We start from the raw sequence: 17,206 nt of genomic DNA, 5'->3' as shown, positions 1-17,206 counted from the left end.
ACGGGCCGTACTTATCCACGATCAGTGCGCCTCCGCCCTGCCGGTTCCGATAGACCGTATCCGGTGTCTCGTTCGCCAGAGCCGCGTGGGGGCGTTCGCCGTTGTAGAACGCGAAGTAGTCCATCAGTCCCAGCGTGACTTCCTTGAGATTGGCGTAGCCCTTGAGGTAGACGTCTTCATATTTCACCGTCCGCCAGAGTCGCTCGACGAAGATGTTGTCAAAGGCCCTTCCGCGGCCATCCATGCTGATAGTGACTCCCTCTCGCTTGAGCACGCCAGTGAACGAGTCAGCCGTGAACTGCGAGCCCTGGTCACTGTTGAAGATCTCCGGTGGCCCGTACAGCTGCAGGGCCTCTTCGAGGCAGTCAACGCAGAAGGTCGTATCCATGGTGTTGCTGAGCCGCCAACTCAAGACCTTGCGGCTGTACCAGTCCATGATCGCGACCAAGTAGGCGAAGCCCTGAGCCAGACGGATGTAGGTGATGTCGGTACTCCAAACCTGGTTGGGCCGGTTGACCACAACGCCACGCAGCCGATACGGATAAACCTTGTGCTGCGGGTGCGGACGACTGGTATGCGGACCCGGCGCGATCGCCGCCAACCCCATCCGACGCATCAGGCGCTGGACACACTTACGGTTGACCTTATGGCCCTGGGTCCGCAGCTCGACCACCATGCGCCGACTCCCGTAGAACGGCCGTCGTGTGTAGATCTCGTCGATGAGTCCACACAGCAGCAGGTCGCCGGCCTCATCCGGTGACAAACGCCAGCGCGCATACACGGTCGCCCGGGAAACCCCGGCCAGCGCACACTGGCGAACGATGGAGATCTCGCCACCCGCGTCAATCCAGTCTTGACGGTTCACGGCAGGTTGATCCCGGACTTTTTTTTGAGCCAATCGAGTTCCATCTTCAGGCGCCCAATCTCACCGTAGAGACGGTCCGGGGCATCCTTTTCCGACACTGGCTTGGGGCCCCGCTTGCCTTCGAAGAGCGTGCCAGCCTGCTCGAGGATCGCCTTCTTCCACTGGGTCACTTGGGCGGGATGGACCCCGTAGGCTTGACCGATCTCGTTGACGGTCTTGACCCCCTGAATCGCCTCAAGACCAACTTTCGCCTTGAATTCAGCGTTGTACGTGTTTCTCTTCCGTTTTTCAGTCATCTTGTTAGTATCCCGATTCAGCCCCCCACTCAGAGCTTAAACTGCTGTCTAGATATCGGGGTCCACTATACCAATGCCAACGCCAAGCTTGAAAGCAACGTGGGGCAATGGAAGGCCGGAGACATCCTGATCATCTCGGACTGCGAATCCATGGATATTTTCAGGGCCACCAACGTCTCCCAGAACACCTCGCCCATCACCATCGCCCACGCCTCGTCAAGTAATACCACCAACTTCCTGTCCAAGGTCTACGAAGAAGGCGCCGATGTCATGTCCTTCCTTCAGACCACGTTTTTCATCAGCCAAAGCGATGTCGTCCCGGCCCTGAATGCACTCTGGCGACGGACATTCCCCGGGCAAGTGGAAGAATTGGTCACCGGGGTCGAAAACATGCAGATTCAATACGGTGTGGACACCAACCGAAACGGCGTGATCAACCTTTACCGGACCGCGGACCAGGTCACCGCCACGGATGATTGGCCCAACGTCCTGAGCATACGCATCAGCCTCCTGCTGGCATCCTCGGCCGACAATACCCTCGACGCGGCTCAAACCGTCTATTTTAATGGTGCGGCCTTCACCGCCGAGGACCGACGAGTCAGACAGGTGGCCACCACCACCATCGCCATTCGCAACCGACTGCGCTGAGGTCGCCCCATGACCGGCCATCCCCTGAAGACCGCGCCCTGCCAACAAGGCTCGGCCCTCATCATCGCCCTGGTCTTTCTGCTGCTCATGACCATGGTGGGCGTCTCCGCACTCCAGCAGACGACACTCCAGGAACGTATGGCCGGCAATTTGAGGGACCGCAGCCTGGCCTTTCAGGCCAGCGAGGCCGCCTTGCGGGCCGGTGAACGCTGGCTGGACGAGGGTGCCAACATGCTGATCGCCGAAGGCACGGCGACACCGAACGATCCCAGGAACTGGGATGGCGTCACGCATTCCGGCATCTACGCGATGAATGACCCCCAGCTTGTGCAAAACCCTAGATACCTGGTGTCCACCCCGAGGCTGGTGCGCGGATACACGGTCGATATCGCCGGCGAGGGCGCCGCCGGGGCCGGCAGTGTCCTGAGCTATTATCCCGTCCTGTCCCGTGGCATGGGCGGAACGAACTCGGCCATCGCCATCGTGCAGAGCTACTGCCTCTGGCCCTGCAGACCTTAGTGACCCCCGGACGCACGTAATCAGGAGTTGCCAATGATGACATCCAGTCCCCTCCAACGGCGGCCCCAGGCCCGCCCACTGTCCGCCGGACTCCTGGGATTTGGCATGGCACTGTTCACGGCGCTCCCAGCCGCCGCCCAGGTCAACATCGCCAACGCTCCCCTGTTTCTGACCGCCAGCGTCGACCCCAACGTGGTCTTCATCATCGACGACTCGGGATCGATGCAATGGGAAACCATGCCGGATGAACTGACCAAGACATTTGGTAACGATCTGAACAGCCAATACGTCATGTGGACCTTCCCCCGGGTGCAGAACCTGCACGGTGGCAGTTCGCAGTACAGCAACCAAAGGACGGTCCGTTTCAGTCACAGCAACAACACCGCCTATTTCCGCTCATCCCACAACAACACCGTCTACTACAACCCGGCCATCACCTATAAGCCCTGGTTCAACGCAAATGGCACCACCATGCCCAACGCCGATCCGAAGGCAGCCCCTAACCGCCCCCTGTTTCCGGAATTCGGGACGCGCAACCTGACGGTGGACAATACCCAGACCACCAACTGGCTCAACAGCAGCGGTGGTCACACGAATACGAGCCAGACCTTTTACCCGGCACTCTACTACCACTACAACAGCGGCCCGGTGATGAGCGCCGATAGCTACACCCGGGTGGAAATCCGTTCCACCACGGAAAGTTACACCGGTCATGGGCGGCAGCACCGCACCGACTGCGCCAATGCCGCCGGCGCCACCTGCACGTATGCCGAAGAAATCCAGAACTTTGCCAACTGGTACAGTTACCATCGAAGCCGCATCTTCGCCGCCCGCGGAGGCATCGGCGCCGCCTTTGCCATCCAACCGGAAAACTTGCGGGTAGGCTACGGGGCGATCAACAAGGGCTACAGCAACATCGATGGGATCAGCACACGCACCGTGGTGAGCGGCGTACGCCCCTTTTCCGGCAGCAACCGGGAAGCCTTTTTCAATGAGCTCTACACCCGGCCGGTCCCCGCGGCCGGCACCCCCCTGCGCATGGCCCTCAGAGGCGTGGGCGAATACTATGAGCGCACCGATGATCGCGGCCCCTGGAGCAGTACCCCGGGCCAGAGCGGCGGCCAGGACTTGAGCTGCCGCCATAGCTCCGCCTTTCTCATGTCCGACGGTTACTGGAACGGCCCCGACCCGGGCGTGGGCAATCAGGATGGCAGCGGCAATACCACTCTGACCGGCCCCGGCGGTGTCACCGGCGGCTATACCGTCTCGGCGCCCTTTTCCGACAGCCACAGCAACACCCTGGCCGATGTGGCCATGAAGTTCTGGAAAAACGACCTTCGCCCCGACCTTCCCAATCGGGTCCCCGTCAGTGAACGCAACCCGGCCTTCTGGCAACACATGGTCACCTATACCGTGGGACTGGGGGTATCAGGCAGCATCGACAAGGACCAAGCCTTCCAGGCGGCCACGCCGCCCTACTCGGCCCTGTCCACGCCCTGGCCCAACCCCCACCCCAGTGACGCCGACTCCGCCAAGATCGATGACATGCTCCACGCGGCCATCAATGGCCGAGGCGGTTTTTTCAGTGCCTCGGACCCCAAAACCTTTGCGGACGAACTGGCCGCGGTGCTGGAGGAATTTATCGGACGGGTGGAAAGTTCCGCCACCTCCGCCGCGGCCAGCTCGGCAGTCCTGCAGGAAGATACCCTGCTCTACACCACCGGCTTTCGGTCCGGTGACTGGTCCGGCAGCCTGACATCCAAACAGATCGGCGAAGGCGGCAACCTGGACGGCAACTGCCCGGCCTGCTGGGACGCCGAACAGAAGCTGCGTGCCAAAGGGCATGCGGCTCGAAACATCGTCACCACCAATGGCACCGGACAGGGCATCTCTTTCCAGCCCGGCGCCCTGACATCCGCCCAGATCAATGCCCTCAACCACACCCCTAACGGCACTCAGGACAACCTTGCCGCCGAACGGATAGCCTGGCTGCGCGGCGATGAAGCGGCCCACCAGAGCTTCCGTAGCCGCTCCGAGTCCGGACCGGCCCGATTGCTGGGAGACATCATCAACTCGGATCCCCAGTTCATCGGACAACACTACAATGGCTTCAGCCGTCTGCTGGGAGCGCCCGCATTCAGACAACGGGCGCGGGTGATCTATGCCGGTGCCAACGACGGCATGTTGCATGCCTTCGATGCCGATACCGGAGAGGAGTTGTTTGCCTTTATCCCCGGCGAGTTGCTGAAACCCGAACCGAACACCTCGTTTTCACCCCTGGCCCGCCTCATGGACCCGGAATACAGTCACCGCTTCTACGTGGATGGAACCGCCTATGTCGACGAGGCCCAGATCGGTGGCCAATGGAAGACCATATTACTGGGCACCATGGGGGCTGGCGGGCGCAGCATCTTCGCGCTTGATGTCACCGACCCGTCAAGCTTCGGCCCCACCAAGGTGCTATGGGAATTCACCGACAATGACCTGGGTTACAACGTGGGGCAGCCCACCATCGCCCGCGTCGGTAGCAACGGTGAATGGGCCGCCATCTTCGGCAACGGCTACAACAGCAACAGTCACCAGGCGATGCTTTTTGTCGTTCGCCTCAGCGACGGCCAGCTGATCCGCAAGATCAGCACCGGCACGGGTAGCGGCGGCTCGCCCAACGGGCTGGGGGCGCCACGCTGGACCGACTGGCCGGACCGCAGCCTGAAGGCTACCAGAGCCTATGCCGGTGATTTGCAGGGTAACCTGTGGCGATTCAACCTCAGCCACAACAACGCCGGTCAGTGGTCCGCCACCAAGCTGTTTACGGCCCAGGACCCTGGCGGCAATCCTCAGCCCATCACCTCGGCCCCCGTGCTGGCCCTTGACGAAGACGGCGACAACATCATGGTGGCCTTCGGCACCGGCAGCTATTTCCGGGTGGAAGACGGCGGCAGCCCCGGCAATCAGGTACAAACGATCTACGGCCTGGTGGATACCAACAGCCTGATCAGCGGCCGTAACCAGCTCCTCAAGCAGGAAATCGTCGCGCAAGGCTCCCACACCACGGGGGGCAGGAGCTACACACTTCGCCGGATCTCCGACTACGATCTCCAATCCAACCACCGGGGCTGGTACATCGACCTGAGTTGGATCACGGGGGAACGGGTGATCAGTGGTCCGACGCTGCCGCGCGGCTTCAACGAGCAACGGGTGCGCTTCACCACCATGATCCCGGATGAAGACCCCTGCGGCACCGGCCGCAGGGGGTTCCTGATGGAACTGAACCTGTTTTCGGGATCACGGCCGGACCGTGTGATCTTTGACTTGAACGAAGACGGCGAGTTTGACGCGGACGACCACTGGAATAACGCGCCCCCCACCGGCCTTGAATTCGGCACGGGAGAGCGCCCCATCAGTGTGTCCGGCTATGTCTTTGACGGTCAGGGTAGACGGATCACGGTCGAAGACCCCCGGATGCACGGACGTCAGTCCTGGCAACAACTGAGGTAACGGATATGGATTGGCACAACACCACCAACGCCCGCCTCGTCGGCGGGCCATGGATCGGCAAGGGCCTGCGGGTCATGCTGCTCGCGGCGCTTGGTGCCTTGCCGGTCACCACCCTGGCAGACCCGGTCAGCATCGTGGGGAACATAAACGCCGTGGATATCGCCCGAGGCAGCATCATCATCGATGAAACCGTCTACAGGCTGAGCAGCAATCTGAAGATCACCGCCCTGGATGACGGTCGATCGCACTTTGAGCAGCTCCGGCCGGGGACGTACATCAGCTATCTCACCACGGGGTCGGGTGACGCCGTCAGTGTCACCCATATTCAGATATTGGATTATTTGCCTGAATAAGGAAGTTGTAAATATCAACCGTGGAGGGGCTTGGTCTTATCCCGAACCATTGTCATCATCGCGGACATGGAAAAGGATTCTCGACCAAGCTCCTCCAGAAGCAGGAAAAGCATTCAATCAAAACGGTTTAATGATACGACCAGCTACTCAGAGAAGACCGTCCCTGCCTTTCCACAACATCGTTATCCACTGACTCCACGGGATTCCACATTGCCTTGGCCTGCTCATTCAACAACTCGCGAGCCGCAACAAGTGCACCTTCGTCATAGCGATAAGTAGAAGTACCACCACCGTCAACATCAAACTCAAAATTTGCCTCTGCATTACCAAACTGCCATTGACCATCACAGCCTATCACCGGATTTGCAAAAACAACCGAACCACCAAGATTACCGCCTTTCCCACCACCGGATACATTGAAGCTTTGACCGGTCACAATAATCAGACCATCAAAATTAGGCGTACCACTGAAGCTAAGATTCCCCTCGACAAGGAGAATACCCGCACCGGAATTATTACCCTTCAGCTCCAAGTTACCTTGGACCACGGTAATTTTCAAAGATCCGGCAGACCCCATATTATTGGGAGCGCTACCCGCGACGGCAGGATTATCAATCACTGTCTGCTTGATCTGAGAAATAAACTCCATCAAAGCTTCTGGATTACCAAAAGGCGTATCAAAATCGACCTCGGCTATCCCTCCATGATAGTTATCCATTCGACCCTTGGCTTCGATATCCTCAACAATAATGTCATAGTTTGATTTCTCGGGAACCACTTCCTTGCATCCACCGGCCCCATCGGACACTGTCTGGCGCTGAGCATCCATCCGCGTTGTTGCTATGGCCGGACCAATATAACCACCCTCACCATCCCCTCTGCCATATACTTTAAGGGCATTGGAATTCGCGGTATCGAATGAACCGATGGTGCCTATGATGTTGATCGCCGCGGTCCTGCTCAGGACCGGATCGGCGGGGGAATAACAAATCAACAAGACCCTCTCTACATTTGTTGCGACAACACGCCCCGTGCTTTCAATTTGAAACTGCGCCGGCGGTTCACAATGATCACCATCACCGGCGGGAATAATATTGGCAACCCACTCAATATCTACATTATTGCGCTTAAAATCATCGGTAACAGTGGTTGGGCAATTCCCCGCGTCACACTCCAGCTTCGCTGCAACCAAGCCTGTCTCGGCAGCAAAAAAAGCCTCGGCCATCTGCCGCTGATTACCAGCCATGCGCTCATTCATTTGAGAACTATTCATGCTGGCAATACTAACAATGGTCAACAGCAGCAACATGACGAGACTTACAACCAGCGCCACACCTCGTTGTTGTGCGTACATAACGGAACTCCAGAACAAAATGAAAATTCTGATTGAGCACACTCAAAAAACCAGCAACAATCAGACTCGAACAAGCCTCAGTTGAGCATCAAAAAACATAAAACAGAAAACCACAGAGCAATCTAAATCATATTGATCACTCTATTACGCAAAGCCACATTAAAAACAAGCTCACTTTCCACCGCGCCCGACACCACCAAAAACTCAAAACGAACCAAAACCGCATTATCCGAGACATCACATGAAGCGGCAGAAGCAAAACTTGCCGCGCCGACATCATATGTCATGCAGCCAACGTCCATGCTTTGAAACAGAAAATCGTCGCCCCCTCCCAACTCCACCACAACACCATCGTCATCTTCACATCTAAATTGACCCTGCACTAAAAAACACTCATAGCTTTCATCGCCATTCTGAAAACCAAGCCTGTTGTCGGAAGAATCCCAAACAACATTTTCGGCACCCCTCAGACTGACTACCAGATAATCGGAAAGAAACCCCACATTATCCTGCATTGCAGATATTCGCTGAAGGTCAGTATAGGACATGCGGGCACTTAAAAATACATGCCCGACTCCGGCCAGCACGATCAGCCCGAGCACCATTGCAATCATCAATTCAACAAGGCTGAAGCCGGATGAAAACCTGCGGGAATAATATTTTTTCTTCATGAGCGCCAGACCAGCCATCATTTAATCAGGAATCACCTGAGCAAGTTAACTCGATAAGAAAAAGAAGATTGTTGCTCTCCATCACCGGCAAAGCGCCCCTCATCCCATTCCACGGTAACCAAGTAAGTGCCGTCATCCAGCGCAATGCTTGAGCCCATCCCTCCTGGCAAACGAAAAATACCCGCATCCTGACCTTGCCAATCACTGAGCCATGCCGTTTCCAAGGCAGTGATATCCGCGGCATCAGGCGCCTTGTATGCACTTAAGGCCCAGAGCCTTTCACCTGCATCAATAGCCATCACACTGGCCACCGTCCTCATATAAGCAGACTGCCCGGATTGAAGCGCTTTGATTTGAAGCGCGGCCAAACCAAGCAACCCCATGGAAAGAACAACAACTGCAACCATGACTTCAACGAGAGAAAGACCTCTCTGGCAACACATGCGTGGATAGGGAAAAATCATTACTCTTGCCATAATGTTTTGCTCGGTTACATACTTCGCTGGTTGTCCTGACCACAGATGAATCAGTGATATACCCCAACAACAAAGACCCTGAATCCAACAAACCATTGAATACCAGCACATCCAAATCAAAAAATAAATTACAAAAGACCAGAATCAATATTTAAAACCACAAAGACCAGCCAAGGCTTAAATGACCTTGGATCAGTATAGCAGGACCAACCTCACCTCATTGACGAACTCGACAAACGGGGGATTAAAGGGAATGACCGGCCAAGCAGGATAGTTAACGACTTGACAACCAGCGCCATCAATACATAATCAACGGCAAACCCACGGGAACACCATCACAACAGAGACAACAACCAATGAAACTGAAATCCACCGCAAAAGCCATCGCAGGGTTTACACTGATTGAAGTCATGATTGTCGTAGTCATCATCGGCATCCTTGCCTCGATCTCCTATCCTTCCTATGTAAGATATGTGGAAAGGACCCAGGCCACTGACGGAAAAGTTGCACTCCTGGATGCGGCGCAAAGGCTTGAGCGCTGTTATACAACACAGCTCTCATATGAAAATTGCGATATTCCCAATTCATCCCCCGAGGGATTCTATTCAGTTGCTTCAGAAAGCGAGTCCGCCGGAACTTTCACAGTGACGGCAACCGGCATAACGGGGCGTGTGCTCTCTTACTGCAACGAAATGACCATCAACCAAGCAGGCGTGAGAACACCGGATGAGTGCTGGTAACATTTACAAATCAGGCCCTTGACTTCTCAGTCGGGCAATTTCTTCGTGCTGAGCCTTGATCTGTGGATCATAAAGAGACTCGACTTCTCGTAATTGTTTCGACAGGGAACGCAGCCAGCCGGTGTCGTTTTGCCGGCTCTGCTCCATCAGCATGAGACGATGGCGCTCATCGACCTCTGCCAGCTTGACGCGCCGCTCATGTTCAAGCCTTCGTAGTTCACGTTCGGCTTGAGCAAGACGCTGCCGATGCTCCGTTTCCGAGGCATTGGCTCTGGCCATCTCCCGCATGCGCGCAGCACTCGTGGGGTCTGATTTAGCCGCGCGGATATCAATGATTTCGGCATCGGGGGCACAGGGAGCCTGGGAAAAGATTGCCTGACCATCAGGCCCTGTGCAGCGATACACCTGCCCTTGAACCGGGCTGATCACGGCGACGAGAAGGATCGTCATTACCGAAGCCACTGATTTCATTTCGCTACCTCCAGCAGGAACTGGTAGCTAATTTGACAGCAAATCAGGCTGTTAGTGGGATTTCAGGCGACGAAAGGCCATTCAAAGTGGACGGAAGACGTCAGCGCGCCGTTCCCGAACCCACCAAGGCTTCAATTTGATACCGGCTGATGAAGTGGCCACGCTCGGCGGCGCGTCGGATCCAGGAGAGTCCCAGGGCCTCATCCCTGGGCACCCCCTCTCCCGTGATGTGACAGCGGCCCAGCCAGTGCATGGCGTCCGGGTATTGCTGGTTCGCGGCGGCTGTCAGCCAATGGATGGCCAGCTCTTGGCAGCCGGCCTCCATCAACATCAGGGCCACGTCGTGGCGGGCAGCGGGGTCACCGGCGTCCGCCTGTTGGATGACCTGAAGATCCTCGTCTTCCAGATCCGGCAGGGGGATATCCCCGCGGATCAGTTCCAGCTCGATCCTGGCATGTCCCGGCCCTCGCCCTCCTGTCCTGCCCAGGCGCCTTACCGTGCCGGTGGCGATGCGCCGCCAGAGGGTCCTTCTGCTTAGACCGGTCAGCTGGATGGCCGATTCCAGGGTGATTGATGGCATGCGCGGGTCCTCCATTGGATGGAGTTTAGGTTCTGTCTGAAAAGTAAGATCGAAAGCATCGGACAATGCAGGCGAGACAGACCATGGCACGGAAACTCCTGGCGAGCTTGTCGTATCGGGTACCCACACGTCGCATCTCCTTCAACCAGCCAAAAAGGCGCTCCACAATATTCCTTTGTCGATAGCGCGCCTTGTCAAACCCCCGACTCCGACCTGGACGTGGTTTTCTGTGCATCTTTCGGCTGGCGATCACAGGCCTCATGCCATAGCGATCACAGTATTTCCGAAGAGCGTCACTGTCATAGCCTTTGTCGGCCACGATGTCGTCACAGCGTTTGACAGGGCGACCAAAAGCGCCAGGCAAATGAACACGTTCCAGCACAGCCGTAAACCATCGCGAATCCGCATCCTGACCCGGCGACAACTCGAATGCTAGCGGATGGCCATGACGGTCGCACACCAGGTGGAATCTTCGTGGTCAAGCCACCCCGACTACGCCCCAAAGCATGGTTTACGGGTTCTTCAGGCCCCCTTTTTTACCGCCTCCGGAAGCGGCTCGAGTCGCGCGGATTGATGTCGAATCGACCATCCAGGTCTCCAAGTCCATCAGGCCATCCTGGCGAAGGCGTAAATGCAACCGTTCCAGCACCCTGTTGAAAGTGCCGTCATCTCGCCAGTTCCGAAAACGGTCGTACACAGTCTTCCAGGGACCAAACCGTTCCGGCAGATCACGCCACTTCGCGCCAGTGCACAGAATCCAGAGGATTCCATTGAGCATCTGACGATCATCACGCCGCGGACGCCCCATGGGCCCAATACCGTCAACTTAACCAACAACAATAACCGTATGATTTTGTTAAAATAAAAGCAATTCACGGCAAAGCTTGAGACATTCAAATCATGAAAAACTTGTTGACGGCACTTCAGAAACCCGCTTGCCTTTATGAGAATAATTCTTAACCGTATCGACTCATCGGTGAGTGATCCCACGTTCATCCGGGAGCACTGCTACCACCCCCGGGATTTCTCCCGGCAACGCTCGCTGACCTTCAAGCGCATGGCGCTGTTCTTCCTCTCCGGCGCGGTCCCTTCTCTCCAGTTCGGCATTGACAAGCTGTTTCGCGGCTTGGGAGAGGAGACCCGTGTCACCAAGCAAGCGGTGTCCAAAGCCTGCCAAAAGTTTCCCTATGAAGCCCTGGTCAGCCTGCAGCAGCAGGCCGTGAACACCTTCCATGCAGTGCAGGCACCCCGCCGCTGGATGGGCTACCGGCTCGTCGCCGTGGATGGCACCAAGATACGACTGCCACTCAACGACGACCTGGCCGATGAGTTTGGCACCCAGGGCAACCAGACCAAAACCCGGCGACCGATGGCCCTGTTGGTCAGCCACCAGGATGTCCTGACCCGCGTGCCGCTGAGTTGTGAGCTTTCACCGGTGTACATGGGAGAACGTTTCCTGGCCGAACGCCTGCTCAGTGGTTTGCGAACTGACGATCTGGCCATCTATGACCGTGGTTTCCCCTCATTTGCCCTGTTCGCTGCCCATCGCCATGCCCAAGTGGCTTTTTGTGCCCGACTGACCCTGAATTTCACTACCCAGGTCACGCAATTCGTTGCCTCCGGCGACACCGAGACCGTGATTCAGTGGACACCCAGCGCCGCGATGCGCAGTGACTGCGCCGCCCTGGAGGTCTGTGACCAACCCCTGACGCTGCGCCTGATCCGCATCGACCTGGGCAAGGGACACATCGAGATCCTAAACCAAAGGACACCCACTTATCGTTGACCTCCCCCGCCCTCTCTGAGATCCTCACCCCATGACCCGACCCCGCTCAGAACTGGTGTCCGTCACCGACACGCCCTGGTATAAATTTAAAGGACACCCACTTTTCGCCGAACTCCCCCACCTATAAATTTAAAGGACACCCACTTTTCGCCGAACTCCCCCACCCACCCTGAGACCCTCACCCCATGACCCGACCCCGCTCAGAACTGGTATCCGTCACCGACACGCCCTGGTATCACGTGGTGTCGCGCTGTGTCCGCCGCGCTTTCCTCTGCAAGAGATCTAAAGGACACCCACTTTCCGCCGACCTCCCCCACCCTCCCTAAAAGATCTAAAGGACACCCACTTTTCGCCAACCTCCCCACCCTCTCTGAGATCCTCACCCCAAATCTAAAGGACACCCACTTTTCGCAAATCTAGAGGACACCCACTTTTCGCCAACCTCCCCAAAAAATCTAAAGGACACCCACTTTTCGCCGACCTCCCCCACCCACCCTGAGACCCTCACCCCATGACCCGACCCCGCTCAGAACTGGTATCCACAATCTAAAGGACACCCACTTTTCGCCGAACTGGTATCCGTCACCGACACGCCCTGGTATCACGTGGTGTCGCGCTGTGTCCGCCGCGCTTTCCTCTGTGGGCAGGACCACCACACCGGCCAGAACTTCGAACACCGGCGCGGCTGGATCGAGGCCAGAATTCGGCAACTGGCCGCCGTCTTCGCCATCGACGTGGCGGCCTATGCGGTCATGAGCAACCACTAAAAGCAATCTAAAGGACACCCACTTTTCGCCGTAGCTGTTCAGGCTGTCGCTATCTTAAGGACACCCACTTTTCGCCGACCTCCCCCACCCTCCCTGAGACCCTCACCTCATGACCCGACCCCGCTCAGAACTGGTATCCATCACCGACACGCCCTGGTATCACGTGGTGTCGCGCTGTGTCCGCCGCGCTTTCCTCTGTGGGCAGGACCACCACACCGGCCAGAACTTCGAACACCGGCGCGGCTGGATTGAGGCCAGAATTCGGCAACTGGCCGCCGTCTTCGCTATCGATGTGGCTAAAATCTAAAGGACACCCACTTTTCGCCGAACTCCCCCACCCACCCTGAGACCCTCACCCCATGACCCGACCCCGCTCAGAACTGGTATCCGTCACCGACACGCCCTGGTATCACGTGGTGTCGCGCTGTGTCCGCCGCGCTTTCCTCTGTGGGCAGGACCACCACACCGGCCAGAACTTCGAACACCGGCGCGGCTGGATCGAGGCCAGAATTCGGCAACTGGCCGCCGTCTTCGCCATCGACGTGGCGGCCTATGCGGTCATGAGCAACCACTATCACATCGTGCTGCGGATCGATCAGGGCCGCGCCCAGGGTTGGTCGGATGAGGCGGTATTGCGCCGCTGGACCAGCGTGTTCTCCGGGCCGCCGGTGGTGCAGCGGTATCTGGACCCACAGGCCCGGGACACCCTCCACGATGCCGAACTGGCCCAGGTTCGGGAGTGGGCGGGTATCTATCGTTCCCGTCTGGTGGATCTGTCCTGGTTCATGCGGGTGCTCAACGAGACCATCGCCCGCAAGGCCAATGCCGAGGACGGGGTTCGGGGGCGGTTTTGGGAAGGTCGTTTCAAGAGCCAGGCCTTGCTGGATGAGCAGGCCATTCTCAGTGCCATGGCTTATGTGGATCTCAACCCCATCCGGGCGGGGATCGCCGACACGCCGGAAACCAGCGAGCACACCAGTCTTGAGGCCCGCCTGTGCCCGGACAGGGCCGAGGCACGGATGCGGGCGGCATTGGCCAAGCACTCGGTCCAGGGGGACGAGGCACGGGTGTCCGGGGAGACCGGGACCGACATCCCGCACTGGCGTGATGCACTGCGTTGCGAGCACAGGTTGGCGCCCCTTGCCGTCGCCCCGCTGATGCCCTTTGATGCCACCGGCCGGGAGCCCTGGGCGGTGCCGTTTGCCTGGGCGGATTATCTGGCGCTGGTGGAGGTGCTGGGTCGGTGCGTGCATCCCGCCAAGCGGGGATTCATGCCGGCGCAGACACCGAAGTTGCTGGATCGTCTGGGCATGGACGCGAAGGCCTTCATTGCCCACGGCACGAGCCTGTTGCAGGCATTCGGCCACGCCGTGGGCAAGCCGGCGAAGCTGGTGGAACATGCGGCCTGCCGTCAGGCAAAATTCCTGCGCGGGATGGGCGCGGCCCGGCGGGTGTTTGAGCGACGGGCGGTGTTGTAGGCTATTCACTTCCAACAGGAGTGGAACCATGACCGATCAAGACACCGCCCGGCCCACGGATCATGACAGCCCGTGGAAGGAGGCTCTGGAATACTACTTCCAGGAATTCACGCAGTTGCTGTTCCCGGCGATCCACGATGAGGTGGACTGGTCGCGGGGATATACCCCCATGGACAAGGAGCTGCAGCAGATCACGGCGGATGCCGAGAGTGGCCGGCGCCATGCGGACAAGTTGATCAAGGTCCAGGCCCGTGACGGGGCGGAGACCTGGGTGCTGATCCATGTTGAGGTTCAGGGTGAGCCGGAAGACCCCTTTGCCGAGCGGATGTACACTTACCAGTATCGTCTGCGGGACCGCTACGGCATCGATGTGGTGAGCCTGGCGGTGCTGGCGGATACCCGCTCAAGCTTTCGGCCGATGTGCTATCGGTATGCCCGCTGGGGTTGCGAGCTGAGTTTCACCTTCCCCACCGCCAAGCTGATCGACTGGGAGGAGCGCTGGGCGGAGTTGGAGGCAAGCGCGAATGTCTTTGCCCTGGTGGTGATGGCGCAGATCAGGGCCAAGCGGTTGCGACAGGGTGGCACCCGCAGGGATGCCAAGGTGGCCTTGATCCGGCTACTGTACCAGCGAGGCTACGGTCGCGAGCAGATTCTCAGGCTGTTCCACATCATCGACTGGATGATCCAGTTGCCCAAGGGACTGGAACGGGAGTTTCTAGAGACGGTCTACGCCATCGAGGAGGAAAATCACATGCCTTACATCAATACGGCTGAACGGCTGGGACGGCAAGAAGGGTTCCAGAAAGGTCTGCAAGAAGGTCGACAGGAAGGGCGGCAGGAAGGACGGCAGGAAGGACGGCAAGAGGGTCGACAGGAAGCGGCCCGCGACACGGCCATCAATCTGCTCAAGTTGGGCGTGCTCCCTGATGAGCAGATCGCCCAGGTCACGGGCCTGCCCCTGGACGAAGTGAAGGCCCTGCATCCGGATCCGTCTCATTGATGGCTGTTCTCGGCCCGCTCCCACGGCGCTTCACAACGAAGGTACCCTCCCGCCGTCATTCCCGCGCAGGCGGGAATCCAGGGAAAGACTGCCGAATCCCCCGGACTCCCGCTTTCGCGGGAGTGACGCTCTCAAACGAATCGCGAAAGGACACCTGCCTTTTGCTCTCGTAAAGCACTGCCGCAGAACCCGGCCACGAGAATCCAAGTGAGAACAACACTGGAACAATCCAAAAATCCAAAATCCAAAGGACACCCACTTTACGCCGAACTCCCCCACCCACCCTGAGACCCTCACCCCATGACCCGACGAATCTAAAGGACACCCACTTTCCACCGAGATGCTGGCTCGGTGCGTGCATCCCGCCAAGCGGGGATTCATGCCGGCGCAGACACCGAAGTTGCTGGATCGTCTGGGCATGGACGCGGAGGCCTTCATTGCCCACGGCACGAGCCTGTTGCAGGCATTCGGCCACGCGGTGGGCAAGCCGGCGAAGCTGGTGGAACATGCGGCCTGCCGTCAGGCGAAATTCCTGCGCGGGATGGGCGCGGCCCGGCGGGTGTTTGAGCGGCGGGCGGTGTTGTAGGCTATTCGCTTCCAACAGGAGTGGGGCCATGACCGATCAAGACACCGCCCGGCCCACGGATCATGACAGCCCGTGGAAGGAGGCTCTGGAATACTACTTCCAGGAATTCACGCAGTTGCTGTTCCCGGCGATCCACGATGAGGTGGACTGGTCGCGGGGATATACCCCCATGGACAAGGAGCTGCAGCAGATCACGGCGGATGCCGAGAGTGGCCGGCGCCATGCGGACAAGTTGATCAAGGTCCAGGCCCGTGACGGGGCGGAGACCTGGGTGCTGATCCATGTTGAGGTTCAGGGTGAGCCGGAAGACGCCTTTGCCGAGCGGATGTACACTTATCAGTATCGTCTGCGGGACCGCTACGGCATCGACGTGGTGAGCCTGGCGGTGCTGGCGGATACCCGCTCAAGCTTTCGGCCGATGTGCTATCGGTATGCCCGCTGGGGTTGCGAGCTGAGTTTCACCTTCCCCACCGCCAAGCTGATCGACTGGGAGGAACGATGGCCGGGGCTGGAGGCGAGCGAGAATGTCTTTGCCCTGGTGGTGATGGCACAGATCAAGGCCAAGCGACTCAAGCAGGGTGCCTCGCGCAAGGACACGAAGGTGGCCTTGATCCGGTTGCTCTATGAACGAGGATACCACCGACGGGAAATCATGCGGCTGTTCCACATCATCGACTGGATGATCCAGCTGCCAAGAGAACTGGAACCCGAATTTGTTCAGGCGGTCCATGCCATTCAGGAGGAGAGACACATGCCTTACGTGAACACCATTGAGCGCTTGGCGATTGAGCAGGGAATCAAGCAGGGCCTTGAGCGGGGCCTGGAACGGGGCCGTCACGAAGGAGTCGAAGGCACTTTACGCAAGTTGATTACCCTGAAGTTTGGCGATCTGCCCGCATGGGCTGATAAACGCTTGGCCTCAGCCACGGATACCCAGCTGGACGAGTGGGTCCTGCAGATTCTGTCGGCCGACAGCCTGGACACCTTACTCGGTAAACACTGATCCTGCGTCATTCCTGCGCGGGATGGGCGCGGCCCGGCGGGCGGTGTTGTAGACATACACGGCTATGTAGTTGTCCCATGAGGCCGTGCCGTCAGATCAACACCAAGCGCTCGCA

15 protein-coding genes and 5 pseudogenes are annotated in these 17,206 nt (G+C 58.3%); 13 read left to right on the top strand and 7 right to left on the bottom strand.

Going from position 1 to position 17,206, the window contains the following annotated elements:
• Window positions 1-7: 7 nt before the first annotated feature.
• Window positions 8-1,161: pseudogene (locus ACLF6L_RS02355) on the bottom strand (IS3 family transposase); the annotation flags it as partial.
• Window positions 1,162-1,311: 150 nt separating this feature from the next.
• Here ACLF6L_RS02355 and ACLF6L_RS02350 point away from each other — a divergent pair.
• From ACLF6L_RS02350 to ACLF6L_RS02335, 4 genes are read left to right on the top strand one after another with little or no spacing between them, the layout of a single operon-like run.
• On the top strand, window positions 1,312-1,809 hold the full coding sequence (locus ACLF6L_RS02350) for a PilW family protein (protein ID WP_412852281.1): 498 nt from the start codon (window positions 1,312-1,314) through the stop codon (window positions 1,807-1,809).
• 9 nt (window positions 1,810-1,818) lie between these two features.
• Window positions 1,819-2,328 carry a PilX N-terminal domain-containing pilus assembly protein gene (locus tag ACLF6L_RS02345; RefSeq protein WP_412852280.1) on the top strand — a complete coding sequence of 170 codons (510 nt, stop codon included), beginning with the start codon at window positions 1,819-1,821 and terminating at the stop codon, window positions 2,326-2,328.
• 33 nt (window positions 2,329-2,361) lie between these two features.
• Window positions 2,362-5,826, top strand: a complete 3,465-nt coding sequence (locus ACLF6L_RS02340) for a pilus assembly protein (RefSeq protein WP_412852279.1) — start codon at window positions 2,362-2,364, stop codon at window positions 5,824-5,826.
• A 5-nt stretch (window positions 5,827-5,831) separates the two neighbouring features.
• Complete coding sequence (locus ACLF6L_RS02335; RefSeq protein ID WP_238617264.1) at window positions 5,832-6,179, top strand: PilY2 family type 4a fimbrial biogenesis protein; 348 nt, start codon at window positions 5,832-5,834, stop codon at window positions 6,177-6,179.
• Window positions 6,180-6,306: 127 nt separating this feature from the next.
• On the opposite strand, the gene ACLF6L_RS02330 is transcribed toward ACLF6L_RS02335, so the two are convergent.
• The 3 genes from ACLF6L_RS02330 to pilV form a co-directional block, all read right to left on the bottom strand.
• Entirely contained in the window at window positions 6,307-7,533 is a 1,227-nt protein-coding gene (locus tag ACLF6L_RS02330) for a pilus assembly PilX N-terminal domain-containing protein (RefSeq protein ID WP_412852278.1), read from the bottom strand.
• Between the two features lie 122 nt (window positions 7,534-7,655).
• Complete coding sequence (locus tag ACLF6L_RS02325; RefSeq protein ID WP_412852277.1) at window positions 7,656-8,225, bottom strand: PilW family protein; 570 nt, start codon at window positions 8,223-8,225, stop codon at window positions 7,656-7,658.
• A gap of 11 nt (window positions 8,226-8,236) precedes the next feature.
• The gene (pilV, locus tag ACLF6L_RS02320; RefSeq protein WP_412852276.1) at window positions 8,237-8,680 is read right to left on the bottom strand and encodes a type IV pilus modification protein PilV; all 444 of its coding nucleotides are present in this window, start codon (window positions 8,678-8,680) and stop codon (window positions 8,237-8,239) included.
• 356 nt (window positions 8,681-9,036) lie between these two features.
• On the opposite strand from pilV, the gene ACLF6L_RS02315 reads away from it, so the two are divergent.
• Entirely contained in the window at window positions 9,037-9,420 is a 384-nt protein-coding gene (locus ACLF6L_RS02315) for a type IV pilin protein (protein WP_412852275.1), read from the top strand.
• A gap of 3 nt (window positions 9,421-9,423) precedes the next feature.
• On the opposite strand, the gene ACLF6L_RS02310 is transcribed toward ACLF6L_RS02315, so the two are convergent.
• The 3 genes and pseudogenes from ACLF6L_RS02310 to ACLF6L_RS02300 form a co-directional block, all read right to left on the bottom strand.
• Entirely contained in the window at window positions 9,424-9,891 is a 468-nt protein-coding gene (locus tag ACLF6L_RS02310; RefSeq protein WP_412852274.1) for a DUF4124 domain-containing protein, read from the bottom strand.
• 100 nt (window positions 9,892-9,991) lie between these two features.
• A complete protein-coding gene (locus tag ACLF6L_RS02305) occupies window positions 9,992-10,471 on the bottom strand; it encodes a tetratricopeptide repeat protein (protein WP_412852273.1) in 480 nt (159 codons plus the stop codon).
• Window positions 10,472-10,496: 25 nt separating this feature from the next.
• A pseudogene (locus ACLF6L_RS02300) lies at window positions 10,497-11,249 on the bottom strand (IS5 family transposase).
• A 198-nt stretch (window positions 11,250-11,447) separates the two neighbouring features.
• On the opposite strand from ACLF6L_RS02300, the gene ACLF6L_RS02295 reads away from it, so the two are divergent.
• The 8 genes and pseudogenes from ACLF6L_RS02295 to ACLF6L_RS02260 all read left to right on the top strand — a co-directional run bounded on the left by ACLF6L_RS02295 (window position 11,448) and on the right by ACLF6L_RS02260 (window position 17,091).
• Complete coding sequence (locus ACLF6L_RS02295; protein ID WP_412852272.1) at window positions 11,448-12,257, top strand: transposase; 810 nt, start codon at window positions 11,448-11,450, stop codon at window positions 12,255-12,257.
• A 185-nt stretch (window positions 12,258-12,442) separates the two neighbouring features.
• Window positions 12,443-12,550: pseudogene (locus ACLF6L_RS02290) on the top strand (Type I secretion system protein TolC); the annotation flags it as partial.
• A 279-nt stretch (window positions 12,551-12,829) separates the two neighbouring features.
• A pseudogene (locus ACLF6L_RS02285) lies at window positions 12,830-13,021 on the top strand (transposase); the annotation flags it as partial.
• 112 nt (window positions 13,022-13,133) lie between these two features.
• A pseudogene (locus ACLF6L_RS02280) lies at window positions 13,134-13,322 on the top strand (transposase); the annotation flags it as partial.
• A gap of 61 nt (window positions 13,323-13,383) precedes the next feature.
• On the top strand, window positions 13,384-14,502 hold the full coding sequence (locus ACLF6L_RS02275) for a transposase (protein ID WP_412852271.1): 1,119 nt from the start codon (window positions 13,384-13,386) through the stop codon (window positions 14,500-14,502).
• A 28-nt stretch (window positions 14,503-14,530) separates the two neighbouring features.
• A complete protein-coding gene (locus ACLF6L_RS02270) occupies window positions 14,531-15,502 on the top strand; it encodes an Rpn family recombination-promoting nuclease/putative transposase (protein ID WP_412852270.1) in 972 nt (323 codons plus the stop codon).
• Window positions 15,503-15,857: 355 nt separating this feature from the next.
• Window positions 15,858-16,088 (top strand): hypothetical protein, encoded by a 231-nt coding sequence (locus ACLF6L_RS02265; RefSeq protein ID WP_412852269.1) that lies wholly within the window; start codon window positions 15,858-15,860, stop codon window positions 16,086-16,088.
• Window positions 16,089-16,116: 28 nt separating this feature from the next.
• Window positions 16,117-17,091: a hypothetical protein gene (locus ACLF6L_RS02260; protein ID WP_238617257.1), complete on the top strand. Its 975-nt coding sequence runs from the start codon at window positions 16,117-16,119 to the stop codon at window positions 17,089-17,091.
• Window positions 17,092-17,206 lie beyond the last annotated feature (115 nt).

The organism is Ectothiorhodospira shaposhnikovii (genome assembly GCF_047222355.1).
In the GTDB taxonomy this organism is placed as follows: Bacteria; Pseudomonadota; Gammaproteobacteria; order Ectothiorhodospirales; family Ectothiorhodospiraceae; genus Ectothiorhodospira.
The sequence above is the reverse complement of the archived record's forward strand: the minus strand, read 5'-3'. Positions and strand labels throughout refer to the sequence as shown.